The 26560-nt window shown below is 54.7% G+C and carries 31 protein-coding genes and 1 pseudogene; all 32 read left to right on the top strand.

The genetic code is table 11. The features are described from left to right. Positions 1-417 precede the first annotated feature (417 nt). The gene (locus tag HY768_00435; GenBank protein ID MBI4725690.1) at positions 418-774 is read left to right on the top strand and encodes a DUF5615 family PIN-like protein; all 357 of its coding nucleotides are present in this window, start codon (positions 418-420) and stop codon (positions 772-774) included. A 584-nt stretch (positions 775-1358) separates the two neighbouring features. Further along, on the top strand, positions 1359-1547 hold the full coding sequence (locus HY768_00440; protein ID MBI4725691.1) for a hypothetical protein: 189 nt from the start codon (positions 1359-1361) through the stop codon (positions 1545-1547). Further along, positions 1532-1843, top strand: coding sequence for a type II toxin-antitoxin system RelE/ParE family toxin (locus HY768_00445; GenBank protein MBI4725692.1), 312 nt, complete (start codon positions 1532-1534; stop codon positions 1841-1843). The genes HY768_00440 and HY768_00445 overlap by 16 nt, the downstream gene beginning before the upstream one ends. A 90-nt stretch (positions 1844-1933) precedes the next feature. Next, a complete protein-coding gene (locus HY768_00450) occupies positions 1934-2107 on the top strand; it encodes a hypothetical protein (GenBank protein MBI4725693.1) in 174 nt (57 codons plus the stop codon). Positions 2108-2203: 96 nt separating this feature from the next. Beyond that, positions 2204-3088, top strand: a complete 885-nt coding sequence (locus HY768_00455) for a 4-hydroxy-tetrahydrodipicolinate synthase (protein ID MBI4725694.1) — start codon at positions 2204-2206, stop codon at positions 3086-3088. Between the two features lie 27 nt (positions 3089-3115). Next, the gene (locus HY768_00460; protein MBI4725695.1) at positions 3116-3664 is read left to right on the top strand and encodes an epoxyqueuosine reductase QueH; all 549 of its coding nucleotides are present in this window, start codon (positions 3116-3118) and stop codon (positions 3662-3664) included. Further along, a complete protein-coding gene (gene nikR / locus HY768_00465) occupies positions 3665-4090 on the top strand; it encodes a nickel-responsive transcriptional regulator NikR (protein ID MBI4725696.1) in 426 nt (141 codons plus the stop codon). A 305-nt stretch (positions 4091-4395) separates the two neighbouring features. Next, the gene (locus HY768_00470; protein ID MBI4725697.1) at positions 4396-7335 is read left to right on the top strand and encodes a T9SS type A sorting domain-containing protein; all 2940 of its coding nucleotides are present in this window, start codon (positions 4396-4398) and stop codon (positions 7333-7335) included. Between the two features lie 63 nt (positions 7336-7398). Beyond that, a complete protein-coding gene (locus HY768_00475; GenBank protein ID MBI4725698.1) occupies positions 7399-8478 on the top strand; it encodes a right-handed parallel beta-helix repeat-containing protein in 1080 nt (359 codons plus the stop codon). Positions 8479-8650: 172 nt separating this feature from the next. Next, positions 8651-11050, top strand: a complete 2400-nt coding sequence (locus HY768_00480) for a T9SS type A sorting domain-containing protein (protein MBI4725699.1) — start codon at positions 8651-8653, stop codon at positions 11048-11050. A gap of 322 nt (positions 11051-11372) precedes the next feature. Continuing rightward, positions 11373-11783, top strand: a complete 411-nt coding sequence (locus tag HY768_00485; protein MBI4725700.1) for a transcriptional repressor — start codon at positions 11373-11375, stop codon at positions 11781-11783. Positions 11784-11858: 75 nt separating this feature from the next. Beyond that, positions 11859-12011 carry a hypothetical protein gene (locus HY768_00490; protein MBI4725701.1) on the top strand — a complete coding sequence of 51 codons (153 nt, stop codon included), beginning with the start codon at positions 11859-11861 and terminating at the stop codon, positions 12009-12011. Then, positions 11998-12366, top strand: a complete 369-nt coding sequence (locus tag HY768_00495) for a DUF5320 domain-containing protein (protein ID MBI4725702.1) — start codon at positions 11998-12000, stop codon at positions 12364-12366. Before HY768_00490 ends, HY768_00495 begins: the two co-directional genes overlap by 14 nt. Before the next feature lie 138 nt (positions 12367-12504). Continuing rightward, a pseudogene (locus HY768_00500) lies at positions 12505-12946 on the top strand (CGGC domain-containing protein). A 43-nt stretch (positions 12947-12989) separates the two neighbouring features. Beyond that, on the top strand, positions 12990-13352 hold the full coding sequence (locus tag HY768_00505; protein ID MBI4725703.1) for a NifB/NifX family molybdenum-iron cluster-binding protein: 363 nt from the start codon (positions 12990-12992) through the stop codon (positions 13350-13352). Further along, on the top strand, positions 13349-13843 hold the full coding sequence (gene tsaA, locus HY768_00510) for a tRNA (N6-threonylcarbamoyladenosine(37)-N6)-methyltransferase TrmO (GenBank protein MBI4725704.1): 495 nt from the start codon (positions 13349-13351) through the stop codon (positions 13841-13843). The genes HY768_00505 and tsaA overlap by 4 nt, the downstream gene beginning before the upstream one ends. Before the next feature lie 2 nt (positions 13844-13845). Then, positions 13846-14694, top strand: coding sequence for an ATP-binding protein (locus tag HY768_00515; protein MBI4725705.1), 849 nt, complete (start codon positions 13846-13848; stop codon positions 14692-14694). Positions 14695-14697: 3 nt separating this feature from the next. Continuing rightward, positions 14698-15270, top strand: coding sequence for a sulfite exporter TauE/SafE family protein (locus HY768_00520; protein MBI4725706.1), 573 nt, complete (start codon positions 14698-14700; stop codon positions 15268-15270). Then, a complete protein-coding gene (locus HY768_00525) occupies positions 15267-15473 on the top strand; it encodes a hypothetical protein (protein ID MBI4725707.1) in 207 nt (68 codons plus the stop codon). The genes HY768_00520 and HY768_00525 overlap by 4 nt, the downstream gene beginning before the upstream one ends. Next, positions 15470-16240, top strand: a complete 771-nt coding sequence (locus HY768_00530) for a hypothetical protein (protein MBI4725708.1) — start codon at positions 15470-15472, stop codon at positions 16238-16240. The genes HY768_00525 and HY768_00530 overlap by 4 nt, the downstream gene beginning before the upstream one ends. 52 nt (positions 16241-16292) lie before the next feature. After that, the gene (locus HY768_00535) at positions 16293-16595 is read left to right on the top strand and encodes a rubrerythrin (protein ID MBI4725709.1); all 303 of its coding nucleotides are present in this window, start codon (positions 16293-16295) and stop codon (positions 16593-16595) included. Positions 16596-16665: 70 nt separating this feature from the next. Next, positions 16666-16929: a zinc ribbon domain-containing protein gene (locus tag HY768_00540; protein MBI4725710.1), complete on the top strand. Its 264-nt coding sequence runs from the start codon at positions 16666-16668 to the stop codon at positions 16927-16929. Continuing rightward, positions 16911-17885, top strand: coding sequence for a radical SAM protein (locus HY768_00545; protein MBI4725711.1), 975 nt, complete (start codon positions 16911-16913; stop codon positions 17883-17885). The genes HY768_00540 and HY768_00545 overlap by 19 nt, the downstream gene beginning before the upstream one ends. 3 nt (positions 17886-17888) lie before the next feature. Beyond that, positions 17889-18638, top strand: a complete 750-nt coding sequence (locus tag HY768_00550) for a ZIP family metal transporter (protein MBI4725712.1) — start codon at positions 17889-17891, stop codon at positions 18636-18638. Positions 18639-18921: 283 nt separating this feature from the next. Then, positions 18922-19533, top strand: coding sequence for a class I SAM-dependent methyltransferase (locus HY768_00555; GenBank protein ID MBI4725713.1), 612 nt, complete (start codon positions 18922-18924; stop codon positions 19531-19533). Positions 19534-19545: 12 nt separating this feature from the next. Beyond that, positions 19546-20403, top strand: coding sequence for an ATP-binding protein (locus HY768_00560; GenBank protein ID MBI4725714.1), 858 nt, complete (start codon positions 19546-19548; stop codon positions 20401-20403). A 15-nt stretch (positions 20404-20418) separates the two neighbouring features. Beyond that, positions 20419-21696, top strand: coding sequence for a P-loop NTPase (locus HY768_00565; GenBank protein MBI4725715.1), 1278 nt, complete (start codon positions 20419-20421; stop codon positions 21694-21696). Positions 21697-21712: 16 nt separating this feature from the next. Continuing rightward, positions 21713-22051, top strand: a complete 339-nt coding sequence (locus HY768_00570; GenBank protein ID MBI4725716.1) for a NifB/NifX family molybdenum-iron cluster-binding protein — start codon at positions 21713-21715, stop codon at positions 22049-22051. Between the two features lies 1 nt (position 22052). Beyond that, a complete protein-coding gene (locus HY768_00575; protein ID MBI4725717.1) occupies positions 22053-22952 on the top strand; it encodes an MBL fold metallo-hydrolase in 900 nt (299 codons plus the stop codon). 199 nt (positions 22953-23151) lie between these two features. After that, positions 23152-23385, top strand: coding sequence for a ferrous iron transport protein A (locus HY768_00580; GenBank protein MBI4725718.1), 234 nt, complete (start codon positions 23152-23154; stop codon positions 23383-23385). Further along, a complete protein-coding gene (locus HY768_00585) occupies positions 23382-25103 on the top strand; it encodes a ferrous iron transporter B (protein ID MBI4725719.1) in 1722 nt (573 codons plus the stop codon). Before HY768_00580 ends, HY768_00585 begins: the two co-directional genes overlap by 4 nt. 437 nt (positions 25104-25540) lie before the next feature. Further along, a partial coding sequence (locus HY768_00590) for a hypothetical protein (protein MBI4725720.1) occupies positions 25541-26560 on the top strand: 1020 nt, incomplete at its 3' end.

The raw sequence follows: 26560 nt of genomic DNA on the forward strand, positions 1-26560 counted from the left end.
AGAGGCTGAATGCGCTTCAGCTTCGGAAGATTGAGCTTGAGGGATAAATCAAGAAACCGGTAAAGGAAGGTGTTAATAGTTCGGCTAACGTTCACTACAACGTCTATGGTAAAGAAATAGTAACCATTCAGGGCTTGCTGAATAATTATAAAATCATGCCACCAAGGCACACACTATTAACGATTTACGATTAACAAATAACGAAGTGGTGGCTTCGTGGCTGAATAGTTACAAGAAATATAGCGATTGTTTCTACTGCGGCGGCTCCGTAAAAGAACGGTTTATGCCCCGGGAAGTTAGGGCGTAAATTCTTGAGGCGCACCCTCGATTGACGCGGGGAGCCATTCAAGCGGCTTTGTCTTTTGCAACCGAGGCGCTGCGCGCTGATGTGGTCTATCCTCTGCCTGAGATGGCTCGATGAAGTTTCTGGCCGATGAAAACGTAGATAAGTCTGTCGCGGAGCGTCTTAGAGATGACGGCCATACAGTCTTGTATGTGTTGGAGATGGTGCCAAGCATTTCGGACGATGAGGTAATTCGGCGGGCAAACCAAGAGTTCGCATTGTTGCTCACTGCGGATAAGGACTTCGGGGAATTGGTATTCCGGCAAAGGCGCAGCGTTTATGGGGTTGTCTTGATCCGTCTGGCCGGGCTGTCTCCACAGCGCAAAGCGGCGGCGGCAATGGCGATTCAAAAGCATGCCGATGAGTTAGCTCGGAATTTCACGGTGATTACGCCTAGAACGGTTCGGATCAGAAAACAACATTCTTGTTAGAGGATTTTAGGCCACGCCGCCTAACGGAGCGTATCCGGCTATGCGCCTGCGGCGCTCCGCTAAATTCCCCGCCGGCAGGCTCTGAACTTCAGATACGTTTAGTCGTTAGATGTCATATGGGATAAGGCATTTGGATTGGGAAAAAAGCTAAAATGGGAAAATAGGCAAAACAGGTGCGCATATGCTGCTACTGGTGGTTGGCTTTGCGTCATAGTGGCGCAAAGCCGGTAGTTAGCCAAGATGTCGCTGACGCAGCCCTGGTAGCGTCAGCTCTGCGAAATTGGATCGCCAACGATGCCGTTGGCTCCTTCCCAATTTCTGGCATCTTGGCTAACGCCCGGATTTGTTTGGGCGGATAACGGCTAACAATCAGATTTGCTGCCGCTCGGTGCTGCGCACCTCACGATTACTTGCACCTTCGCCGCCCAAACCCTGGCTCATGCTTCCGCAATCTGGTAAGGCCCTACACTTTCAGATTGCTCCGCCTTCGCTTCGGGCTATCGCAAATCCGGGCGTTGGGCGCAATTCACATTTGAAAAAGTGGTACAATCTCTCCTGACTCATAAAACGAGGAGGAAACAATCATGGAAACAGTAAAACAAGAAGTCAGCAACCTTCTTACCCGCTTATCAGACGAATGTTCATTGGAGGATGTCCAATACCATCTTTATGTCCTTCAAAAGATCGAACGTGGGCTTAAGGACGCAGCAGAGGGCAGGGTGTACACGCAGGTAGAGGTTGAAAAGCGGATGGCAAAATGGCTCGGAAAGTAATATGGTCTTATGAAGCTACGGAAGATCTTGACGCCCTTGCCGAATATATAGCAAAGGACTCGTTATTTTACGCCGCCGCAGTTGCCCAGGAGATTCTTGATGTCAGCCGTTCTCTCAACGACTTTTCTGAAAGAGGGCGCATCGTTCCGGAACTCGGCAATCCGAAAATCCGGGAACTTATTATTAGAGACTACCGCCTCATCTATAGCATAGAACAAGTTCGTGTGGTCATAGTTGCGCTGGTGCACGGGGCAAGAGATTTGAAAGCCTTGTGGGAAAAGGGAAACGGAGGTTGACCGGACAGGCAGAGACCTATCTCCATCGTGCACTAGACTTCACGGTATCGCGGTAATGTAAACAACCACCCCGAGGATTTTGAGGACCTGGTGCAGAAGATCTGCCAGCCCCAGCCCCAGCCCCATCCCGGAACCCGCTATTACGTTCCGGCCGGCACCAAAAAGGACAAAAAAAACCCAAGCCTGCCGAACCCAAGGAGCAGAACCTGCTGCCGGAGTGGTGCGAACGACCGGCCGGACCAGCCTGAAGCCCTGTCAAATTAAGCCGATGTTTAAAACTCAGGTTCTATAACAATAGTTTGCCCGTCAAATCGTTAATAGAACCCAAAATATATCAATCACAAAAAAGGGAATATCGCTATGATTGACTGGAAGGGATCCTTTGTAGCTTTGGTAACGCCGTTCCGTAACGGGGCTCTGGATGAGCAGGCTTTGGAACGGCTTTTGGATTATCAGGCGGCCGCCGGAACCCAGGGAGTGGTCCCTTGCGCCACTACCGGAGAGGGGCCGACCATCCTGCCAGACGAATACCTCAGAATCATGACCATGACCCTGAAAAAAGGCAAAGGGAAATTCAAAGTGCTGGCTTACACCGGAAGCAACGATACCTTAAGGACCATCACCCGCACCCAGGAGGCCGAAAAACTGGGGGTGGACGGGGCTTTGGTGGTCACCCCCTATTACAACAAACCCAGCCAGGAGGGCCTCTACCAGCATTTCAAGTCGGTGGCCCAGGCCACTAAACTGTCGCTGATGCTGTATAACGTGCCATCGCGCACCGGGGTCAGCCTGGAGCCCGCCACCATCGCCCGGCTGGCGGAAATAAAAAATATCGTGGCGGTCAAAGAGGCTTCCGGAAATCTGGACAACGCCAGCCAGATAATGGCCCTATGCGGCGATCGGATAACGGTGTTCTCCGGCGACGACTCGCTGACCCTGCCCATGCTGGCTATCGGAGCCAAAGGCGTGGTTTCGGTGCTGGCCAACGTGGCTCCCAAAGATGTCTCCAAAATGGTTAGCTATTTCTTGAGCGGTGAAATCGATGAAGCCCGCCAAATTCATCTTAAACAGTTTTCCCTGATAAAATCGCTGTTTGCCGAGACCAGCCCCGGCCCGGTCAAGGCCGCCCTGAACCTGCTGGGCCTGTGCCACGCCGAAATACGGATGCCGCTGGTGGATGTGTCCGATGAAACCCGGAAATCGGTGAAGGCGGAATTGAAAAAATACGGACTGCTGAAGCAATAGCCAGTTGCAAACCCTGATTTAACGAGTATGTCCAGATTGCTCCTCCATATCTGCTGCGCACCCTGCCTGTGCTACCCTTACCAAATACTGACGGCAGAGGCTGTTGATTTCACAGGTTTCTGGTACAATCCCAACATCCATCCCTACCGGGAATACCAGGCCCGGCTTCAGGCGGTCAAGGATTTTGCCCAGGGCCATAAGATGCCGACGGCATTCCTGAACGAATATCCCCTGGAGCAGACGCTTGACCTTTTGTCTCGGGAGCGCTGTCCGGGCTGCTACCGGATCAGGCTGGAGGAGACCGCCCGCCAGGCCAAGGCCCAGGGATTTCAGGCGTTTTCCAGCACCCTGCTGTACAGCATATACCAGAAGCACGACTTGATCCGGGAACTGGGAACCGAGATCGGGAAAAGGCAAGGGGTGGAGTTCTTCTACCGCGATTTCCGGACCGGCTGGGAGGAGGGGCGCAGAATGTCAAAGGAACAGAACCTTTACCGCCAGAAATACTGCGGCTGCATCTTCAGCGAACGGGACCGGTACCTAAAACCAAAAACCCAAAATCAAAAATCAAAATAAATGAGCCAGAATAAAGAGCAACTGACCAGGGTCGGCGTTTCCATAGAGCTTTCCCTGATGGAGAAGTTCGACCGGATGATCAAAAAGAAGGGCTACACCAACCGTTCCGAAGCCTTCCGGGACATTGTTCGGGACATCCTGGCGGCGGGGGAGTCCGAAAAGGGAAAGGAGATGGTGGGGGCCATACTGATAGTCTACGACCACCACCGGCCGCATCTGGTGGAAAAACTGCTGGCCTTGCAGCACGACGCCGACGCAAAAATAATCGCCTCCCAGCACGTCCACCTGGACCGCCATCACTGCCTGGAGACCATCATCGTCAAAGGCTCCACCGGGAAGCTGGAGGTTCTGCAGGGAAAGATCGGGGCTTTAAAAGGTGTGGGCCAGTGCCTGCTTTCCAAAACCAGCTGCCGAGTGATGCATTAAAAATATTTTTAACTGTTCCATTGACCATCGCTTAAAATGGGAGTAATATTCCTTTATAGAGGCAATACGTTTCAGAATTTATTCATGGGGCAATGGCCAGTTATGCGGCAGATTGACTATTATTAAAGGCTCCCTTTGTTATTATACACGACGACATAAGTCTTAGGCAGCTTGTCATTCCGGGCTTGACCCGGAATCCAGTGTTTTCCTGGATTCCCGCTTTTGCGGGAATGACGGGTTATGTTGCAATTTATGACGCTGAGTATAGGCAAGAATAATAATATAAACCAAGAGGTGATGGTAAAATGAAAAGAATATTATTTTCCGCTGTTGCCGGGCTGATATTTTTCAGCAGTTCCGGCTTTGCCGTCTGGCATGCCAGATCTCATAATGCCGGGCTTTTGGAACTCAGGGTTTCGAACTATGGCACTTTTGGCTTTCAAGATGCCTGCTATTGGCCGAAAGGTTCCGGCGAATCCTACATTTACGGAGCAGGCGTCTGGGTGGGAGCGATCAAAGGGAACCCCCAGGATACCGCTTCGTTAAGCGCCGATATATCCGACGTCGACACCACAATTTTCCTTAACTCCACCGTGGTTTTGGATTCATCAGGGGGCGCAGCGCAGATTGAAAATGAGATCGTTCACTACAGGACCAAGACAGACACCACTATTACCGGTTGTCTCAGAGGCTTTGCCGGCACCCTCAGAACTTCGCATCTTCAGGGGGCCTTGCTCCAAAAGAAGGTTTTGCATGTTACGGTGGGCTATAATCCGTCTAACGGGACGACCGAATTTGTCCCTGGAGACCTGCCCAACGAAGCAGGTTATACCAACCCCGATGAAAGGGTTCTCTTTTCCGACGATCCGGCCGACACCTCTCTCTGGCCGCTGAGAGATGCCGGCGGCAAGCCCGTTGTCCGCTCGACCCAGGATAGTTACGGTATGCTCAATGACCAAGACAGCGCTCGCAACATAACACCGTTGAAGATCAAAATTGAACAGATCGGCTACTCCTGGTCCTACCATTTTTACGAAGATTTTGTTTTCCTCACCTGTCGGATCATCAACAACGCCCCCGATTCGCTGCAGCATCTCTATTTAGGATTGGCCTGCGACGCGGATATCGGCGACTATTCCGATGATTTGGTGAGCTTCGATTCGCCAAGAAATCTGGGCTATGCCTATGATTCCGATTCGTCGGAATGGGGGCATAAGCCCGGCTATTTGGGATTTGATTTTTTGGAAAGCCCTTTGGATACAAATGGCCAGCAGTTGGGGCTTACCGCCTTCAAGATTATGCGCAATCCAAGCACCCCGGGTGAGGGCGAGCCTGATCCCGGCAACGACGATCAAGCGTATCAATTGCTGTCGGGTTATAATTATACCAGCAGCCGGTATCATCCCTTTGATACCATCTCAACGCCGACGGATGTCCGGTTCCTGCAAGGCACGGGGCCGTTTGATCTGGCCGGGGGCGACACCGTCAGGGTGGTGATTGCCGTGATTGCCGGAGCAAATTTATCGGATTTGCAGGACAATTCCGACTTGGCCCAAAATCTTTACGATATCGGATTCATTACCGATTATGTCAAGGTAATAAGTCCCAATGGCGGGGAAGAAATCGGCGGCGCATTTAACATTACCTGGGAAGATTCCAGCGCTATCGGAGATACTTTGAGGGTTGGGCTGGCTTACAGCAGGGACGGAGGGAAGACATACCCCGACATTGTGGCGGATACTGCCGATGCCCACTGGTATCCCTGGAATACTTTGAATGTGCCGGACGGCTGCCGGTATAAGATCCGGGCGACCGTTCATGATTCCATCTGTGTGGGGGAAGATGCCTCGGACTCTATCTTTACCATTAATAATCCCGGGGTCAACGGCGTGCCGGATGTCGTCTTTCTTTCGCCGCAGAGGGGAAATCTTTCCGGAACAGTGCCGATCGAATGGTGGGCAAAAGACGCCGACCACGATACCTTGCGGATGGCCTTCTTTCTGCGCCCGGTAAATCAGGCCAACTGGACGGCCGTTGACACCAATCAAATCAACGATGGGTTTTATAGCTGGAACACCTATCTGATAAATAACGGCGATTACTATCTTAAAATCGCGGCTTATGATGCCGTATCCTCCGGCAGCGATTCCAGCGTTAACTTTATAAGCATCGTCAATGACCATGGTATAGCGGCGGAAGTTACTCATACTGCTGGCGGCTGTAATGCCCTCGCCGTTCAAGCCCTCTCGTATGAACCGGAAAATTTTACCGGCCATATTTATGAAGCGAGATGCAACCGCATTCAGCCGTCGGCGGTTTCGGGCCAGCCGCTATATACTTATAATTTTCACGATATCACGCTCGGTTCAACCCTGTTTATTAATCAACCCCTTTCCACCCGACTTGACGGCAATTTGTATGTTGATTATTCTCCGCTTATTGACGGTTTGGTTTTGGAGATGGACACTCAAGTTGACCCGGCTTCCTTTAGATTTACCGATTTTTCCGAATCCACCAGTGTCAGCGGGTTCAACGGCGTTCTGCAGATACAGAATGAAGATACATTAGGCACTGCACCGCCGTTAATCAGCGCCAACTGGGCCTGGAGAGGCTCGGATTATATTGTTTCCTGGATAAAATATCCTCCCGATACCCTTAAATTGACGCTTCAAATCTGCGACAAAACAAACAATGTCTATGTTCCTGGCGGTAAAAAAATCGGTGACCACTGGCATTTCGGTTTGACTCTTGACAGCGCCGAGACGTATGTTCCTACCCAAAAGGGATTTTATCTCTGTGGCGGCTACTTCTGGTTCAATAAGGCCGGCACTATGAGCATTCCACCGGGAGCGGGTGATATTTGGAGAATCGCCTCCTCGGGGCACAAGGTTCCCAGCGAAGGGAATATCTACTCTTTTACCGCTCCAACCGGAGTGGACGCGGATGCCGGACCGGCGCAGCCTTCATTAGAATACAAGCTGGCCCAGAATTATCCCAACCCGTTTGGAGCGCAAACGGCCATACATTATCAGATAAAATCCAAATGCCCGGTGAAACTGGCGGTTTACAACATCGCCGGCCAATTGGTGCGAACCGTTGTTCAGGAAACGCAAAACGCAGGCGACTACCGGGTCAATTGGAACGGCCGCGATGATTACGGACGGAAGGCGGCTTCCGGGATATATTTTTACCGCTTAAGCGCCAATAATATTTCGCTGGTGAAGAAACTAACGTTGATTCGCTGAAAAACCATACATTGATCTTATGAAAAGGAACGAGAGTATTTCGACTTGTTCCGTTGGAATGATGTGAACGACATAGTGACAGCCATTATGCTGAAATTAAGATTACATACTTTTCTCTTTTTGGCGTTCATAGTCGGCAACAATGCGCCGATGGCCAAGACGCTGCTTTCCGCCTATCAGGAGGCCGCCGCCGGATCGGGATACGACAAGCTGGTGGTGTTGCATTCCGACATCGTTTACACCGGCGGGCTTGACATTATCTCCGGCAGCGTCTGCATCCGCGGCCAGGGAGCGCTGATCCTATTGGACGATACCAGCGCCATCAGGACGGAAGGCTTTTTTTCCCGGCTGGACATAGACCATTGCGTCTTGAAGGGCGGCCAGTTCGGACTTTTTTACCGCGACCGGGCCCAAGGCGAGGTGATCAACAACACCTTTTACGCCAATTGGGACGGCATCCGCTGCATCGACTCCTGCCAGGTGACGATCAAGAACAATATAATCGTCAATCACCAGAATTACGGCATCTATTATGCCCGGTGCGGCAGCGGCGTCACGATTTTATATAACGACGTCTGGGCCAATTCCGGCGGCAACTATATGCGGCTGTCCGACTGCGGCTGCGGCGATACCAGCTTTACCCCGGCGCCCGGCAGCGGCGAGATTTCCGAGGATCCCCTGTTTGCCGACGCCGCCCAGAATAAATTCAACCTGACCGAAACTTCTCCTTGCATTAGGGCCGGCGAAAACGGCATTGATATGGGGGCATTGGTTTTCTCGGCGGGCGTGGCCGGAGACGCTGGAATAAAGCCGGGGACGGCCGCAGGTCTTGGTTTGACCAATTATCCCAATCCATTTACCGTGCGCACAACCATCGGTTATCAATTGCCGTCCAAGGCCGGCGTATGTTTAAAGATTTATAATATTGCCGGTAGGTTGGTGAAAACATTAGTGAACGGGCCGGTGGAAGCCGGTCGCCACACCCGTCAATGGGACGGAAGGGATGCCGACGGAAAACAGGCAGCCGGCGGAGTGTACTTTTGCCGGCTGTCCGTATCGCCTCAATCCAACAACGCCGGATCTGCCGGAGGCGGAGGGGCCGGAACCGTCAACGCGACGAAAAGAATGATTCTGGTCAACTAATTGCAACAACGCCGGATCGGGAAGGCTGGCGGCCATGGAATTTTCGAGATCGCAAGTCCGGGCACCCCGCGAACCGCCCGGCCCTCGGGCCGATTCGGACCCCGCCCCGCCCAATATCGGCTGTAACCATCCGTATTCTTTTAGCTCAACAACCGTCAGCAAGGAGGTTCCCATGTTGCTACCGAAAAAATCCATCGCCTGCGCCATCCTGTTTTGCGGGATGCTGGCCATCGCTCCGGGTATTTTTCCGGCCGGCTCGTCTCCGGCATACGGAGAGGATGCCCGCGGGTTTACGGGTATGACCAACAGTCCGGAGGGCAAAGCCTCAAGGGTAGTAGCGGATGAATCGGTTCCGCCTTGCTTCGCCAAACAAGCAAAACCGATTATTCAATCCGAACGATTTCAACCCAACCGGCCGGAAATATCAAAAATGCTCATCAGTTGGGTTCTCAAAGACACGCTCTTGCTTTCCTTCCAAATCCCTTCCCTTTCTTGGGCAGCCTTTTCAAATAACCCTGCAACGGATACCTTGGAAGCGGTATTCCTTCCGGATACTTTGACTATTCTGGCTCAACAGGCCGTAGATTACGCGCCGGACTGGTTGGAAGCCGAATTGACCGACAATTTCCGCCGCCTGCCCGGGTCTTTTCAAGATACCTACGCCAATCTTATTCTTAATTCATCGGCTAAATATGCCGATGAGATCGCTTTTCAGATTGCTCGTTTAGGGGCAGAAACCCTGGTGGATTCAACCTTTGATCCCAATTTAATCCTGGTCAACGCCCAATATCTCTATCAGAATGACGATTCCCTGGACTATGTGGAAATCGTCGATTACGGAGCGCCCCCCGGAGGGAATTACTACTCAACGGTGGTATACAAAGCCGTTGAAAATGGCGACACCCTCGCCGGCGATACCGTTAGCTACGAACTCCCGAAAGAATATTATTACATGTATATCGTCCATCCCCAGAATTCCGACGAATCGCCGCGGATGGATGCCTTGGTCTATAACCGTTTCTGGCGGGATTATCTGTTCAATTATGCCGATCCGGGTTATCCGTTGCTGCGGGGAAAAATAAGGCAGGCCCGGGTTCTCTGGCACAGCCGGAAATACGTGCTGCCACCGGGCAGAAGCTTTGATCCTTGGGATTCCGCCCTGGATATTTTGGGAAACTGGACTTCGGAGATTTTACCGGTGATGGCTGAAGGCAACAGGCCGATTCAGCCCAATACCATTGCCCATGAGCATAACGGCAATTGCGGCGAGCTGCAGGATTTGATTTCTGCCGCCGGTCGTGCGGCTCTCATTCCCTTTGTTTCCACGATGAACTATGCGGAAGACCATGTCTGGTCCGAGTTCTATTATAAGGGGTGGCATGAATTTCAGGTAGACCGGGGATACGGCGTGACGCATATAGACGATCCCAGCACTTCTTACGATTATGATGTGGGAGGGAGTAAATCGGTTTCTTCTATCTGGAATTGGCGTTCCGACGGCTATGGTTGGACCGTCACCGGCGCTCACGGCTATTCCAACGCCTGCTCTCTGCATGTAGCCGTCTGCGACGCCCGGGGGCTTCCGGTTGACGGAGCCAGGGTTTATCTCTGGACCGAATCGTTTTATGGAGGCGGATATGACATTACCACCTGGGGTTTTACCAACTCTCAAGGCTATTGCGACTTTGAATTGGGAAATCTGAGAAATTTCTATGTTTCCATTAAAAGCAGTGTGGCCAATTATCCCAGCGATAACCCCGGCCAAATCGTGAAGATCGTCTCATACAGTCAGACCGGGGCGGATTATTACAAGACATTTTATCTCTCCAAATTCATTACTATTCCTCGGGCCGAGGCCTTTGATACCACGGGAACTCCCACTTATCTATTTGAATGTGAATTCAATTCCCCTTACGAATTGCTTCACGGCTATGTGCGGGCGCGCCGGGATGACCAGGATGCCTTGCCGTACAATCATACTTATATTGAAAGAAACACTCCCGGCAAAATCTCTTTTTATATCTGCGATTCGGCAAACTACTCTCTTTATCTTCAGAACAAGCCATTTAAGGCAAATTGGATTGGGCGGGACATAAGCGCAGATGCTCCATCCTTTGCTGCTCCTTATTCCGGCCGGTGGTATCTTTTATTTTCCAACGCCAATGGGATAACGACAACCGAGGGATTGGATTTGAAGCTGAGATTGTATTATAACGCTAAATCCGGGGTGGCGGGCGGCCCAGGGAACAGGGAACAGATATTTGTGTTTAGACTTTGGCAGAATGCGCCGAATCCGTTCTCTCGTGCAACGACGATCAAATATCAAATACCAAAGGAGGGGAATGTGAGCTTAAAAATTTACAACATAGCGGGACAAGTTGTGAAAGTGTTGCTGGACGAGGAGACCTCTCCCTCGGCTCCCTCTCCTAATGCATTAGGAGAGGGCGGGGTGAGGTCAGTTACCTGGGACGGGAAGGACGAGAGCAGCCATTTGGTTTCGGCCGGGGTGTATATTTGCCGACTTAATGCCAACGGACAGACACAAACCCAAAAAATGATAATGATAAAATAGGGAATGATCATTAGGCATATTAGTGGTTCCAGTCACACAATAAACCTGACAAGGTCAATAAAACGTGCTACAATTTTTATATTCGTAGCGCGTTTTTATTTATAGAATAGAACCAATCAACTGCGCCCATTACCGACGACGAAAAAAGCATTTTACATTACATTATGTTTAGTCGGCATTATTTTTTTAGTATTGACAAATTGAAAATATTTGTGTATAATGGTAATCATTATCAATAATCAGCGAAAGGATCGTTATGCCAAAATGCCGGCAGATTCGCCATAAAAGCGCCCATTGGCCCCCGATCGGGTGCGGAGCCCGAATGACCGCACCGAGGCAGGCCATTTTCCAGGCCCTGCATACCATGGACGGGCACCTGACGGCGGATGAAATTTTCACCAGGCTTCGCCTTCAGTTCCCTGGCATTGGCCTGGCGACCGTGTACCGTAACCTTGAACTGCTCCGCAGTAATGGACACGTACTGGCGCTCGATTCCGGCGACGGGAAGCTCCGATATGAGCTCAAGGAGAAACAGGGCACAACGGCTCATCACCATCACCTAATCTGCCGCCAATGCGGTGAGGTCGTCAACTACATGGATTTCGAGCAGGAGGAGCTCAATCTGGTGCAGAAGATCCAGGCGCACCTGATGCGGAAGTATAAATACCAGATCGCCGATCATGACATTACTTTTTATGGTGGCTGTCCGAATTGTTTGAAGCGTTCGGCCTAATCGGCCGATGTAAAAAGTGAACAGGAGCAATAGCAACAGTAACCATGTACGGAGGTACTCTTATGTCGAGAGAGGATGGAACAGGCCCGCAGGTCAAAGGGCGGGGTCAGGGATCCGCCCAAGGCCGGGGCCAAGGGTTCGGTAAGGGCCGCCGGGGCGGTTCTGGACAAGGGAAAAGCGATCAACAACAAACCCAATAAATGGAGGAACGACCATGCCACGCGGTGACGGAACGGGGCCCAGGGGGATGGGGCCGATGACCGGGCGCGCAGCCGGATTCTGCGCGGGGTATAGCATGCCCGGGTATACGAATCCCGCTTTCGGAAGGGGTTGGGGAATGGACCGGGGAGGTTTTGGCCGGGGATTCGGCGGCGGCGGCCGGGGATGGCGCAACCAGTTCTACGCTACCGGGCTGCCGGGCTGGATGCGCTTCGGAACATCTCCAGCGTCAATGCCGGAGATCACGCCCGAACAGGAGAAGATGATCCTGAAGAACCAGGCCGAAGCCCTGCAAGTCGAAGTGGATGCCATCAAGAAACGGCTGGCTGAGATTGAAGGCAAAGACGAAATAAACGGGAATTAATCATTAATGTATGCGGCCGTGACCGGTTACTATGATCGGCACGGCCGTCATGCAACCATTCGCCAGGTCGCCGGCGGAGTTACTATGCGGTTCCGCCGGGGTCTTCGCTCAATATCGCAATAAAAGCGCGAAACGTCCATGAAGATAGGCATCATTATCTGCAATCGCTACCGGGGTTGCGGCGGCGGCAAGTGCTTCCGTTCGGTCAGGGAGCGGCGCGGAGGCTTTTCTATATACCCAGCCGGGGAAACGGTCGAGGTGGTAGGCTACTCCAGCTGTGGGGGCTGCCCGGGCGGCAACGTGGAGTATGTTGCCCGAGGAGATGATAAAGAACGGGGCTCAGGTCATCCATCTGGCCACCGGGATGGTGGTGGGCTATCCGCCTTGCCCGAACATCCGGCGTTTCAAAGCTTTCATCGAGGAACGATACGGGCTGCCGGTAGTTATCGGAACCCATCCCATACCCAAGAAATATATGGACGTCCATAGTCGCTTGCCGTTTTGGGAGGAATCCCGGATGAGCGAAATTATCGGCGCATTGATGGAGGAACCGGACAGCATCAAAGAGGCTTATAATTGACAAATAACAACACCGATATGAAGAACATAAAGAAAAGAAAAACATGAAAATCGCTTTTTCCACATCGGGCGATGATCTCAATGCACCATTGGACAGCCGGTTCGGCCGGACGCCCAAGTTCCTGATCTACGATCTGGAAAATAAAAGTTTCGAGATCATCGACAACAAGCAGAACCTGAACGCGGCCCAGGGCGCCGGGATCCAGTCGGCCACAACGGTGTCCAAGTCCGGGGCTCAGGCGCTGGTCACTGGACACTGCGGTCCCAAGGCATTCCAGGTGCTCAAGGAGGCCGGGATTAAGGTCTACAACACCGACGCGCCGACCGTGGCCGAGGCCCTGAAGCGCTACCAGGAAGGAACCTTGGCCGAGGCCGCGTCGTCAGACGTCGAGGGCCACTGGGTTTGAGCGGGACGGTCGCCTTCCGGCCCATCGGTGTCATCCGCAGTGAGCACCGCAAAGGAGAGGAGACGCCAATCCAACCGGCCTACGCCAAAGGTTGCCTGGGCCGGGCCGAGATACTTCCCGAGTACGCCGAGGGCTTGAAGGACATCGGCGGCTTCTCCCATATCTACCTAATCTACCAATTCCACCGGGCCGGACCGGCCAAACTCATCACCCGACCCTTTCTCCAAGATACGGAGCACGGTGTGTTCGCCACCAGGTCACCATGTCGGCCGAATGCCATCGGCCTCAGCATCGTCGAGCTGGTGAGAATCGATGGCAGTGTCCTGCACCTGGACCGCGTCGACATCCTGGACGGTACCCCGCTTCTTGATATCAAGCCATATACCGCCAAGTTCGACTTGATCGTGAACACCCGCAACGGCTGGCAGGATCAAGTGGACGAGGAGACGGCCCAGAAACGGGGTCGCAAGGGGTTTCGGGGGGGCGGTTAGCCGTGATCCTGGCCATAGCCTCAGGCAAGGGCGGGACTGGCAAGACCACCCTGGCTGCCAATCTGGCCAGGACCTGGGACGGGCCGGTACAGTTATTGGACTGCGACGTCGAAGAGCCGAACGCCCACCTGTTCCTCCGCGGCAATCTGCGCCAGGAGGCTGAGGTCGGTATCCCGGTTCCGGTTATCGACGCCAAGCGGTGCGACCTCTGTGGCGAGTGCGGACGGTTCTGCCAGTATCATGCCATCGCCGCGGTAAAGCCATCTCCGATCGTATTCCCGGAGCTTTGCCACGGCTGCGGCGGCTGTGCGCTGGTCTGTCCCCGGAAGGCCATCAGCGAGGTGCGGCGTCGCATCGGCGTAGTAGAGGTGCTGGAGTCCGAGAACGTCACCCTGATCCAGGGGAAACTGGACGTCGGCGTTTCCCTGGTGCCGCCGCTGATCCGGGCGGTGAAGTCGCGTCTGCGGACGGAACTTCCGGCGATCCTGGACGCGCCGCCGGGAACCTCCTGCCCGGTGGTGACCACGCTGCGGGGATCGGAGTACGTGCTGCTGGTTACCGAGCCGACGCCCTTCGGGCTCCACGACCTGACCCTGGCCATGGACATGGTGCGGGAGTTACAGTTGCCCTTTGGGGTGGTAATCAACCGGGCGGGATCGGGCGACGACAGGGTACACGATTACTGTCATAAGCAGGGAATACCTATCCTCCTGGAGATTCCGGACGACCGGCGAATCGCCGAGGCGTATTCCAGGGGCGTGCTAATGGTGGACGCCCTGCCGGAGTATCGGGGCATTTTCACCAAGCTGTGGGACAACATCCAGGCTGCATACGAAGCTAAAAGAGAGTAGGCTGTGGCTGAAACCTGGTTTGTGCTATTGACCATTGGGTTCTCGGCCGGTCTGCTGGGCGGGCTGCTGGGGATTGGCGGCGGCGTGGCGTTGATGCCGGTACTGCGCTTCTTCGTCGGACTCTCGCCAGCGGCGGCGGCCGGCACCACCGTAGCCGCGGTGTTTTGCACGACCTTGGGAGGCGGGATCAAGCACTACCGCCTGGGCCATGTGCCACCCCGCGACCTGCTGCCGGTGATTCTCAGCGGGGCCTTGTCAACCTTGGTGTTCTCGATCCTTTTTCTCCAGCTGGCCCGACGAGGACATTGGCTCGACTTCGGAATCGGATGCGTTTTCGCGATACTGTCGCTGCGCATCATCTGGGATATGATGGCGAAAAGGGAAGGCATTCCCGATGACGCTCTGGCAACGGGGACGATCCACGGCACAACTGCCGTCAAGATTATCTGGGGCGCGATCGCCGGCATTCTGCCTGGCCTGTTCGGGATCGGGACCGGCGCTATCCTAGTGCCAGCCTTTCGGTATTTCTTCAAAAGCCAGGTTAAAGTCGCTATTGTTTTTGCGCCAATGCCTTGATCAGCGCCGTCGTCAAATACGCCCAGGGATACGTTGACCTGGGACCGGCGTTTCCAGTTTGCCTGGGGTGCCTGGCCGGATCCCAACTGGGCGCCGTCATCAATCACCGGGCGCCTTCACGGGCACTGATGCTGCTTTTCGGCCTGGTATTTCTGTGGGCATCAGCGCAGTTTATCATCGTGGGGCTGAGAGGCTTGCCGTGAACGATCGGAATACCCTTGAGTTGTTCCGGAAGAAAATACGGGAGATGGTCGATTTTCATGGATTGGATAACGCCGAGATATCCGTTACGGTCAAGCCATTGACGCCCGAGGAGGCCCTCGGGGCGCCCCAGCGGACGGATTTCCCGATCCTCGAGGGCAGGGAACGAGTCATCGAGGCGGCGGTATTAGGATCACGTGGTCAGGCGTTCACCGACTCGCCAGCATGTTTCACGGGCCGACTGGGAAGCGTGATGGGCATGTCGCTGGTCACCAACCGCGACCGGGCCGTTTTCTTAGCGGCGGCGAATGCCGTCCTAGCCCACCTGGGTATGGCCCGGGGCACGGTTCATTGCAAGGACGAAGACCCGGAGCGGTGCGCCGCCGAGATGGCGAGGATGGCGCGGGACCTCGGTATACGCTGCGTCGGCTTGATCGGCCTCAACCCCGCCATCGCCGAGGCGCTGGCAAAGGAATTCGGAGCCGGGAATGTCACAATAACCGACTTGAACCCGAAAAACATCAATCATGTAAAATATGGCGTTCCGGTATGGGATGGAAAAACACAGGCCCCTCGGTTGATCAGTTACTCCGACCTGGTCGTAATTACCGGAACGTCGCTGGTGAACGGGACCTTTGACAACATCATGGGCTTAGTGAACAGCCAGCATAAGATGCATGTCCTTTACGGCATCACCGCCGCCGGGTTCTGCGGATTGATGGATGCAGAGCGATGGTGCTTTCGGGCGCAAAACGGCGGCCAGAGATAGAAGAAAAACGAATTTTGGACGATAACCAAAAGTAAGCAAGAAGGGAGAAAAAATGCCGGAGTTCGGATCGCCCTTTTCGGGAAGAGCAAGCGACAGAAAGCTCACGGACGGGGAGCTCGTCAGAGCAATTCGTTTCATGGTGGCTGCGGAGTATGAAGCCATCCAGCTGTATATGCAGCTTTCCGAGTCAACGGACAACAAGCTCGCCATCGAGGTGCTCAAGGACATAGCCGACGAGGAGCGCGTCCACGCCGGCGAGTTCCTGAGGCTGCTTCGCGCCCTGGCCCCCGATGAAGAGAAGTTCTACGCCGAGGGGGCGGACGAGGTTGAGGGGGAGATTCAAAAAATAAAATGACACCATGGTGGACGCTGTCAGGGAGGCGGCAGCCATAGATGCAGACAGAAGACATAACGAAAGGAGCAACATGCCGACCTACGAGTACCAGTGCCGTTCATGCGGATCGAAGTTCTCCCGCCAGCAGGCGATATCAGAGGACGTCCTGAAGAAATGCCCCGCTTGCGGAGGGGAGGTGGATCGCCTGATAACCGGCGGCAGTGGGTTCATCATGAAGGGCGGAGTTGCCGGCAAGAAGCGCACCGCGTCCGGCTGCTCGCTAGAGACGACCGGACGAACCTGCTGCGGACGGGACCAGCGGTGCGGGAAACCGGAATGCGGCGACAACGAGTGAGCACAAAAGGATTTAGACACATATACGGCCCCGTCCCCTCAAGGCGTCTGGGACGGTCGCTGGGGATAGATTTGGTGCCGTTCAAGACCTGCACCTACGACTGCATCTACTGCCAGTTGGGCCGCACCACCGACAAGACGGTGGAGCGGAGGGAATACGTCCCGGTTGGCGCCATTCTGGAAGAGCTCGATCAAAAACTGGCCGAGGGAGACGTGCCGGATTATATCAGCCTGGCCGGATCGGGCGAGCCGACCCTCCACAGCGGCATCGGAGACCTGATACAAAGCATCAAAGCCATGACCCCGATACCGGTGGCCGTGATTACCAATGGTTCCCTGTTGTGGAAGCCGGATGTAGCTGAAAGTCTGATGGCTGCCGATCTGGTCATCCCCTCGCTGGATGCCGGCGATGAGCGCATGTTCCGCTATGTCAACCGTCCGCACCAGGAGATCGATTTTAAACGGATGGTGAAGGGTTTGGCGCACTTTACCGGCCTGTTCACCGGATCGGTATGGTTGGAGGTTTTTCTGTTGGCTGGATTAACCGGCATCCCGTCTGAGGTGGAGAAGATAGCCAAGTTGGTGAAGCGCATCCGCCCGATGAAGATACAGTTGAACACCGTGTCACGGCCGCCCGCTGAGGAAATCGCCGGTGCCGTCGCGCTGGAGCGAATGCGGGAACTATGCGCCATGTTTCCCGGCGGGGCCGAGGTCGTATACCAGGGATCCCAAGGGGTCCAAGAGGATGTCAACGCGGACGGCGTCAGCAACGAAGATATCCTGGCAATAATCGCCAGACGCCCCTGCACCGCAAATGACGTCGCCACGGGCCTGGGCAAACATCCCTTGTCGATGCTCAAAAGGCTTGAGAAGCTGGTCGCCGAGGGGCGGGCGCGGCGCGTCCTCACGGACGGTAAACAGTTCTATACCGCAACGGCAACTGTTGAAAGCAGGTAACCCATGATGATCCTGACCCTCATCATCGCTTTCAGCCTTTTAGGATCGATCTGCTCGGTGGGGCTGGCCGCGCTCTTTATGCTGCTCAAGGGGAAGCGGCTGGCCTTCAGTGTCGCCGGCCTGATACCCTATGCCATTGGCACGCTGCTGGGCGCGGCCTTTTTTGGCATGATCCCCCACGCGCTGCACAGTCTGCCCAGCGCCACAGTCCTGCCGACGGTTTTGGCCGGGATCATCCTGTTTTACGTGCTGGAGAAATTCGCCCTGTGGCGGCATTGCCATGAGCAGCCCTGCGCCCATCATACCCGCGCTGGAGCCATGATCCTGATAGGCGATTCGCTCCACAATTTCGTGGACGGTGTGGCCATCGCTGTGGCCTTTTCAGGATCGATCCCACTCGGCATCGCCACCTCGGTGGCCGTGATCGCCCACGAGGTTCCCCAGGAAGTCGGTGATTTCGCAATCCTGCTGGAAAGCGGTTATTCAAGGTCCCGTGCCCTCTGGTTCAATCTTCTTTCCAGCCTTACCGCCATGCTGGGTGCGGTCATGACATACTTTCTTCTGCCTTTCGTTCAGTCGCTGGTCCCGTATCTGCTCTCGGTGTCCGCGGCGAGCTTCATCTATATCGCATTGGCCGATCTAGTGCCCGGCCGGCGCGCCACCGGCGGCCTGCGCAGCCTGACCTGGGAGCTGCCGCTGATCGCGCTGGGGATAGGGACGATCGTCGTTTTACGGCTTTCAGGCGCACATTGAGGATGGCATGAAGGAACGGTTCATCAGGGCTCGACGCATGATCCAAAATGGCAAGTTGTTAGGGCCGATAGCAGGACGTCTTCTGCTCTGGTGGTTCTCGGTTTGCGGATTTATGGCCATGTTCAGCACATGCCCGTTTTGCGGCAAATCCGGGTGTCCCGCCGGCGCCGGTGCGTATGCCACCATAATCGCCCCTTTAATGGCTTTTATTTCATGGAGATCCCGGAATAATCATAGAAGGAAAGAAATCACCCAGGGCAGTAAATTTCTTGCCGAGGGACTCATGAACGCATCACAGAAGTATATCCAATCCTGCCGGAAAGGCTTTTGGCAAAAGGTTTTCCAACTTGAGATCAAGTACCTCATTGATCACCTGAAGGGGTGCCGGGATGTCCTGAGCATTGGATGCGGCCCGGCGTTCATTGAAGGCAAATTGGCCCGGAACGGTTTCAGGGTCACCGGACTGGATGTCTCCTGCGAGGCATTGAACTGCGCCCCGGACAAAGTCAGAACCGTGGCGGCCCGGGCGGAGGATATGCCTTTCCCGGAATCCTCCTTCGATGCCGTGATTTACGTGGCCTCCCTTCAGTTTATCGATGACTACAGAAAAGCGCTGGAGAAATCAGCTGCCGTCCTGCGTCCCCACGGCAAAATCGTCATCATGTTGCTCAATCCCGAGTCGGAGTATTTCAGGGAAAGAGTACACGACCCCGATTCTTATGTCTCAAAAATAAAACATACGGATCAGCAGGCCATAACGGATGCGGTCGCCGGAAGTTTCAAGGTGCGTACCGAGTACTACCTTGGCATTGACGGGAATGAAGTGTCTTTAAGCGCTAAAAAAGCCGGTGCAGCGCTGTATATCATTTCAGGCGCCAAGCGGGATAATCATTAAGAAGCGGGAGTTATGCAGGAACTAGTCGTCATCAGCGGCAAGGGCGGCACCGGCAAGACCAGCCTGGCGGCATCGTTGGCCGTCCTCGCCCAACGCTCCGTAATCGCCGACTGCGACGTTGATGCCGCCGACCTGCACCTGGTGCTTGCGCCCGATATCAAACAGCGCCACCAATTTGACAGCGGACGACTGGCATCCATCGTGCCGGACCGCTGCAACGGCTGCGGACTGTGCCAAGCACACTGCCGTTTCGGGGCGGTATCGGAGGTTAACGGCAAGTATCATATCTCGCCCGAGGCCTGCGAGGGCTGCGGAGTCTGCGTCCGGGTCTGTCCGACCGGGGCGGTCGATTTCCCGGAGCGGCATTGCGGCCAGTGGATGGTCTCCGAGACCAGATGCGGGCCGATGGTGCACGCCAGGCTGGGGGTGGCGGCCGAGAACTCGGGCAAGCTGGTGTCCATCGTCCGCGACCAGGCAAGGTTGCTGGCCCAGGAGGCCGGGCGCCCGTTGATCATCACAGACGGCCCGCCGGGCATCGGCTGCCCGGTGATCGCCTCGCTCACCGGCGCCTCGCAGGCCCTGGTGGTCACCGAACCCACGGTATTGGGCGAGCATGATTTGATGAGGGTTCTTTCCCTGGCCGGGCACTTCGGCGTCCCGGCTGCGGTGTGCGTCAACAAGTGGGACCTTAACATGGAAATGACTGAGCGAATCGAGGAAAAGGCGCGCCAAGCCGGGGCGCGAGGGGTCGGTCGCATCCGGTATGATGGCGCGGTCACCCTGGCTCAAATACAAGCGCGGGCGGTCGTTGAAACGAATGCGTCCTGCGTTGAGGATATTAAACACATTTGGTGCCAGCTTGGCTTATAGGAGGTGAGAGACAGCATGGAATACGCTGATTGCAAAGTTTTTTCCGGCGTGGCGCTGGATCATGCGACCAACCCCAGAAACCACGGACCGCTGAAATCCCACGACGGACATGCGCGCATCACCGGCCCCTGCGGCGACACCATGGAATTCTGGATGACCGTAGTAGACGGGCATGTTGACAAAGTATCGTTCATTACTGACGGATGTGGTTCCTCTCTCGCCTGCGGGAGCATGGCAACGACTCTGGCAGAGGGAAAACCAATCGAGGCCGCCGCGACCCTGCGGCAGCAAGATATTCTGGGCGCGCTCGGCGGGCTGCCGCCAGAACTTGAGCATTGCGCGCTGCTGGCCGCCAATACAATCAAGGCGGCTTGCCAGGACTATCTGAAGAATCGAAAGGCGGTTTGTGACACCTGCGGAGATAAGAGCTGTGCCGCCTCAAAGCGCAATAAGGACGAAAGCCAAGAAGCTTTCGAGGACCGCCGAAAGCTCCAGTCCCGGCTCTGCCGCATTCGGCACAAAATAGTCGTCCTCTCGGGCAAGGGCGGAGTGGGCAAGAGCACGGTGGCGGTCAACCTGGCGGCGGCGCTGGCTAAGGCTGGGAAACGGGTCGGATTGCTCGACATCGATATCCACGGTCCAAGCATCCCCACCATGCTGGGACTGGAGGGATCTGCGGTCGCCGGACCGGACGGGGAGATGCATCCCATCGAAGTGGAGGGAATCAAAGTCGTCTCGATCGGATTTTTTCTCGAGAACCAGGACCATGCCGTGGTGTGGCGGGGGCCGATGAAAACCGGCGTGATTAAGCAGTTCCTGAAGGACGTAGCCTGGGGGGAACTGGACTACCTTATCGTCGATTCCCCGCCGGGGACCGGCGACGAGCCGCTCTCCGCCTGCCAACTGATCGGCTCGCTGGACGGTGCGGTGATCGTTACCACGCCGCAGAGGGTGGCCACGGTAGACGTGCGCAAATCCATCACCTTCTGCCGGCTGCTGGAGGTTCCGGTGCTGGGCGTGGTTGAAAATATGAGCGGTTTCGCCTGCCCGAAATGCGGCCAAGTCACCCAGATACTGCAAACAGGCGGGGGGAAGCGGATCGCAGACGACTTGAGGATACCGTTTTTAGGTTCAATCCCAATGAATCCGAAAATCGCCGAAGCCGGCGACAAAGGACAGGCTTTCATTCATCATTATTCAAGCACAGCGACATCGACAATAGTAATGAACATCATAAATCCGATAATATCCTCGTGCGAAAGCACAAAACAACCCAATAGCATAGACTTATAAAAAGGAGGACAAAGGAATGAGAATCGCCATACCCTTGGCGGAAGGAAGGCTGTCACAGCATTTTGGCCACTGCGAAGCGTTCGCCCTGGTTGATGCGGACCCAACGGCAAAAAAGATATTGAAGAAGGTGGAAATCGACGCGCCGCCACATCAGCCCGGGCTTCTGCCGCGGTGGCTGGCCGAGAAGGGTGCAAACATGATTATTGCGGGAGGCATGGGACAACGAGCTCAGGGTCTATTTACCGAGCAGGGAATCAAGGTGCTGGTCGGGGCCCCGGCCGAGCCGCCGGAGAAGCTGGTGAATGACTACCTGGCCGGCACGCTGCAGACGGGCGACAACGCATGCGACCATTAACATGGCTCATTTGGATCGTAGCGAAACCGGACACCACCAATGCCTGCTGTGCGGCGACGACAATCCCTGGTCCCTGAAACTGCAGTTCTCAGCCGGGGGAAACGGCATGGTGCTTGCACAGTTCAAGGCGCATGGCATGCTTCAGGGCTACCTAGGCATGGTTCATGGTGGAATAGTCGCCGCGCTTCTCGACGCGGCGATGACCAATTGCCTTGCCAGCCGGATGAATGTACCGCTGGATTCTGCTGATTTCATCGTCATCAGTCACGGGCATTACGATCATACAGGCGGGCTGGCCGCCGTGCTGTCCTTGACGACCCGGGCCCGGGTGTACTGCCATCCATCCGCGTCGAGGACACGCTATAGCGTTCGAAGCGGCCAGGCACGGATGGTGGGCATGCCGGAGGTGTCGAGGATCGCGCTTGGATCCCTGCCCAAGGACAGACGACGCTTGGTCAGCCAGCCGATGACGATCGCTGAGGGCATCGGACTGACCGGGGCCATACCAAGAAAGTCTGATTTCGAGGACGTCGGAGGCCCCTTCTTCCTCGACGCTGATGCGGCCACGCCAGATACCCTGGAGGACGACCTGGCGATGTGGATCGCCACCCCGAAGGGATTGGTAATCATAACCGGGTGCGCCCACGCCGGGCTTGTTAACACGCTCGAGCACATCCGACATATCGCCAAGCAGGATAAAATCTACGCGATTATCGGCGGGTTCCACCTGGCCGGAGCAAGTGACCGGAGGCTTAAGTTGACCGCCGAAGCGCTCAAGGCTTTGTCGCCGGCCTTGGTGGCTCCCTGCCACTGCACCGGGCAGCGCGCGGTGGAAAGCTTGCGTGATGTCCTTGGGGAACGGGTGACGCCTTGCTCGTCGGGTGCAGCATGGAGTTTCTAGAAGTTTGCGGGGGCGCCCACGAAAGCATCTATGCCTGATCTGTGGGCACGTGTTCTGATACAACGAGCACAATGTAAAAGATGTTTTGCTTGGCCGAAAAATCGGACTATTTGAAGCAAAAAACATTGAATATGAATATGATGAGTTTTTATCGCGGTTAAGCCGATTGAGGCTTGTTACATAAAGAAAGGAAGTATCTATGGAAATACCTCTTACAAGTCTGAAACAAGATTACCAGGCCACCATTATCAGATTGATCGGCGGTTGGGGCTTTCAAAGAAAGCTGAGAACCCTGGGCATCAGGGAAGGCAAGCCGATAAAGGTCATGACTTCTCAACCGTTGGGCGGGCCATTGGTGGTAGAAGTTGAGGGACGCAAAATCACCATCGGTCGGGGCATGGCCCAAAAGATCGTGGTGGAGGCGAAGGAATGAAAAGAATCGTTCTTATGGGAAATCCCAACGTCGGCAAAAGCGTTGTGTTTTCCCGATTGACCGGCGCCGAGGTGATAGCCTCCAACTATCCCGGCACTACGGTAGATTTTTCCAAGGGCCGGATGCATGTGGGAAACGAGACCGTGGAAATATCTGATGCGCCCGGCACCTATTCCCTGCAGGCGGCGAACAGGGCCGAGGAGGTGGCCGGGAAGCTGCTTGACCAGGCCGATTTATTGATCAATGTGGTTGACGCCACCAACTTGGAAAGAAGCTTGTTCTTGACTCTGGAACTTATGGAAAGCGGAAAACCAATAGCGATGGCCTTGAATATCTGGGACGAAGCCAGGCATCTGGGCATAAATATCGATACGCGGCTTTTGGAGCAGCTTCTGGGGATCCCTGTAATTCCCACGGTGGCCATAACCGGCGAGGGAGTAAAAGAACTGGTAGCCAGGCTGAATGATGTCCCATCGCCCAAGGTGGCGACAACGACCACAGATGAGTCAAAATGGACCGAGATCGGGCGCATCATCAACAAGGTGCAACATATAACCCATCGTCATCATACTCTGCGGGATCGGATTTCCGACGCCACCGTCAAGCCCGGCTCCGGCCTGCCGATAGCCTTTGGAAATATTTTTCTCTGTTTTTGGGCGGTAAGAATCATCGGCGAAAATCTTATCGGTTATGTCTTTGAACCTCTGTTTGAGCTTTATCGGCCGTTGGCCATGAAGCTAAGCGCTTGGCTGGGCGGATCCGGTTTTTTCCATCATGTTCTGATCGGCAAATTGATAGATGGTGAGATAGATTACGGCCAATCCATGGGAATATTAACCACCGGGCTTTTCGTCCCGATAGGCATGGTGCTGCCCTATATAGCGGCCTTTTACCTGATATTGGCCGTCCTGGAGGATTCCGGCTACCTGCCCAGATTGTCAACCCTTACCGATAATATATTTCACAAACTGGGGATGCACGGCCATGGCATCGTGCCGGTATTTTTAGGGCTGGGCTGCAACGTGCCGGGCGCCCTATCCTCTCGAATCATGGAGACCAGGAAACAACGTTTCATCTCGGCCACCCTAATGGCCATAGCCGTCCCCTGCATGGCACAGATCGCCATGATCTTCGGGATCCTGGGGCCGTACGGCCCCGGTTACTTGACCTTGGTTTTTGCCGTATTGACGTCTATTTATATAACTGTCGGACTGATATTGAACCGATATGTAAAAGGCGAAAGCCCGGAGATATTCCTCGAATTGCCGCCCTATCGCCGTCCCAGCGGCATCACAATCATTAAGAAAACGTGGATGCGGGTACGATGGTTTTTGCTGGAGGCCGTGCCCCAGTTGTTATTGGGAGTGCTGGCAGTAAATGTTTTATATGCGATGGGATTTTTAGAATGGCTTGGCTCTCTTTTGGCGCCGATAACGGTTTGGTGGCTGGGCCTGCCCAAGGAGGCGGCCATCGCCCTCTTGACGGGCTTTTTCAGGAAGGATTTGGCAGTGGGCATGTTGTTGCCACTGCGGATGTCGCCGCAGCAATTGACCATAGCCGTGATAATGCTGGCCATATATTTTCCCTGCGTGGCCACCTTTGCCGTAATGACAAAGGAATTGGGTGCAAAGGACATGCTTAAAGCCACCGCCATAATGATGTCAACCGCTCTGATAGTTGGCGGGCTTATGCGGCTGATATTGATTGGGTTTAAGTAAAATGAAAAATACTTGTCGCATGAAATCCCATGACCTATCGATCGAATAAAAATCACCTTTCGGCTTTAATCACATTTTACAGGATATTCATCCTATTCGCCTTCCTTCTGGTTGTGCTGGCAAGCCCCATTCATGGCCACAACCACCAGGATGCCTGCATTCACTTAGATTGCCAGGCCTGTCTGCTGGCTTTGATTTTCGTGTTCGTATTGTTAATCCTGATATTGGAAAGCCGGTCCGTTCTGCCCCGGTATTTTCACAAACGGCATGATTTACATCATCCGACCCTTTCTTACGTTCCCCACCCATTTCCCATTAGGGGTCCTCCCGTCCCTCTCGCTTAACCCCAAATAGACATTCCTTTTTTTATCGCGACATGCTCCCTGCGTGTCAGCAAGGGGAGCGGTGCGCTCATTTTCTTAATAAGGAGGATTTTCATGAAACATGGTCTATATATGGTTCTCTTGGGATTCGCGATTTCCGCTTGTCTGCAAGCCCAGGAGAACGAAACGGGGACGCTGCCTGGATTACGGGGCGCACCCAGCAACCTGCCCGATATCAGCGTCATCGGCGACATTGCGGGAATGGCCACGGATGCAGCCGACGATGTCGACCGGAACAAAATTGTGGTCCGGGAAATTGAATTGGCGTTGCAGGGATATATTTACCCCCAGATGAGGGCCGACATATTCCTGGCCATGCACCGGCATGACGGATCAATTGAGCCGGAATTGTGCGAGGCTTCAGCCGGCTTGCTTGACATTCTTGGATGCCTGGGTGCACGGGCGGGCAATATCCACGTGGATTTCGGAAAGATCAATAAGATACACCAGCACGAACGGCCGTATGCGGATCAACCCATGGTGTTGTCAAGCTTCTTCGGCGAGCATGGCTTGGTCGGCGAGGGCGCCAGCATCAGCTGCCTGCTGCCGCTGCCTTTCTTCCTCCAAGCTGAAATAGGCGCCTGGAGGATACCATCGGCCCACCATCATGAAGGGGAGGAGGAAGAACCGTCCTTTGGGCTGGCCGACGAAACCTATACCGGAAGGCTGTGGGCTTCGTTCTCCCCCGGCAAAAAGACGGAACTGGAATTGGGCGCCAGCGGCGCAACCGGGAGGGGATCGCATTTCGAGCACCATTTAGACAGGGCACAGGTGGCCGGAGGCGATGTGACCTTCAAATATTGGCCGTCCACGTTCACCCGACTGATTATACAAGCAGAAGCCCTGCATCTCGTAAGAGAAGTGCCGGTGGGAACGTTGCGAAAATGGGGAACATACGGTTACATCGGATATCAGCCGGGCAAGCATTGGGAAGCCGGTATGCGGTACGACTGGACCGAAGATGCCTTCCCTGACGGCAGCATAGATGACATTGTGTCAGGCATTCTTGCCTACAAGTTTACCGAGACCACCAAGCTCAGGCTTCAGGCAGGGTACCACCCCAGGGAGAGGAAT

This window comes from candidate division TA06 bacterium (assembly GCA_016208585.1).
GTDB lineage: Bacteria > Edwardsbacteria > AC1 > AC1 > EtOH8 > UBA5202.

Coding starts and splice junctions, on each gene's coding strand:
- HY768_00560 (MBI4725714.1), top strand. CDS start 19,546: ATGCAGGAACTAGTCGTCATCAGCGGCAAGGGCGGCACCGGCAAGACC.
- HY768_00570 (MBI4725716.1), top strand. CDS start 21,713: ATGAGAATCGCCATACCCTTGGCGGAAGGAAGGCTGTCACAGCATTTT.
- HY768_00460 (MBI4725695.1), top strand. CDS start 3,116: ATGTCCAGATTGCTCCTCCATATCTGCTGCGCACCCTGCCTGTGCTAC.
- HY768_00545 (MBI4725711.1), top strand. CDS start 16,911: ATGCGGCGACAACGAGTGAGCACAAAAGGATTTAGACACATATACGGC.
- HY768_00565 (MBI4725715.1), top strand. CDS start 20,419: ATGGAATACGCTGATTGCAAAGTTTTTTCCGGCGTGGCGCTGGATCAT.
- HY768_00480 (MBI4725699.1), top strand. CDS start 8,651: ATGTTGCTACCGAAAAAATCCATCGCCTGCGCCATCCTGTTTTGCGGG.
- nikR (MBI4725696.1), top strand. CDS start 3,665: ATGAGCCAGAATAAAGAGCAACTGACCAGGGTCGGCGTTTCCATAGAG.
- HY768_00580 (MBI4725718.1), top strand. CDS start 23,152: ATGGAAATACCTCTTACAAGTCTGAAACAAGATTACCAGGCCACCATT.
- HY768_00550 (MBI4725712.1), top strand. CDS start 17,889: ATGATGATCCTGACCCTCATCATCGCTTTCAGCCTTTTAGGATCGATC.
- HY768_00540 (MBI4725710.1), top strand. CDS start 16,666: ATGCCGACCTACGAGTACCAGTGCCGTTCATGCGGATCGAAGTTCTCC.
- HY768_00470 (MBI4725697.1), top strand. CDS start 4,396: ATGAAAAGAATATTATTTTCCGCTGTTGCCGGGCTGATATTTTTCAGC.
- HY768_00485 (MBI4725700.1), top strand. CDS start 11,373: ATGACCGCACCGAGGCAGGCCATTTTCCAGGCCCTGCATACCATGGAC.
- HY768_00555 (MBI4725713.1), top strand. CDS start 18,922: ATGAACGCATCACAGAAGTATATCCAATCCTGCCGGAAAGGCTTTTGG.
- HY768_00490 (MBI4725701.1), top strand. CDS start 11,859: ATGGAACAGGCCCGCAGGTCAAAGGGCGGGGTCAGGGATCCGCCCAAG.
- HY768_00505 (MBI4725703.1), top strand. CDS start 12,990: ATGAAAATCGCTTTTTCCACATCGGGCGATGATCTCAATGCACCATTG.
- HY768_00440 (MBI4725691.1), top strand. CDS start 1,359: ATGGAAACAGTAAAACAAGAAGTCAGCAACCTTCTTACCCGCTTATCA.
- HY768_00445 (MBI4725692.1), top strand. CDS start 1,532: ATGGCTCGGAAAGTAATATGGTCTTATGAAGCTACGGAAGATCTTGAC.
- HY768_00455 (MBI4725694.1), top strand. CDS start 2,204: ATGATTGACTGGAAGGGATCCTTTGTAGCTTTGGTAACGCCGTTCCGT.
- HY768_00575 (MBI4725717.1), top strand. CDS start 22,053: ATGGCTCATTTGGATCGTAGCGAAACCGGACACCACCAATGCCTGCTG.
- HY768_00535 (MBI4725709.1), top strand. CDS start 16,293: ATGCCGGAGTTCGGATCGCCCTTTTCGGGAAGAGCAAGCGACAGAAAG.
- HY768_00585 (MBI4725719.1), top strand. CDS start 23,382: ATGAAAAGAATCGTTCTTATGGGAAATCCCAACGTCGGCAAAAGCGTT.
- HY768_00495 (MBI4725702.1), top strand. CDS start 11,998: ATGCCACGCGGTGACGGAACGGGGCCCAGGGGGATGGGGCCGATGACC.
- HY768_00435 (MBI4725690.1), top strand. CDS start 418: ATGAAGTTTCTGGCCGATGAAAACGTAGATAAGTCTGTCGCGGAGCGT.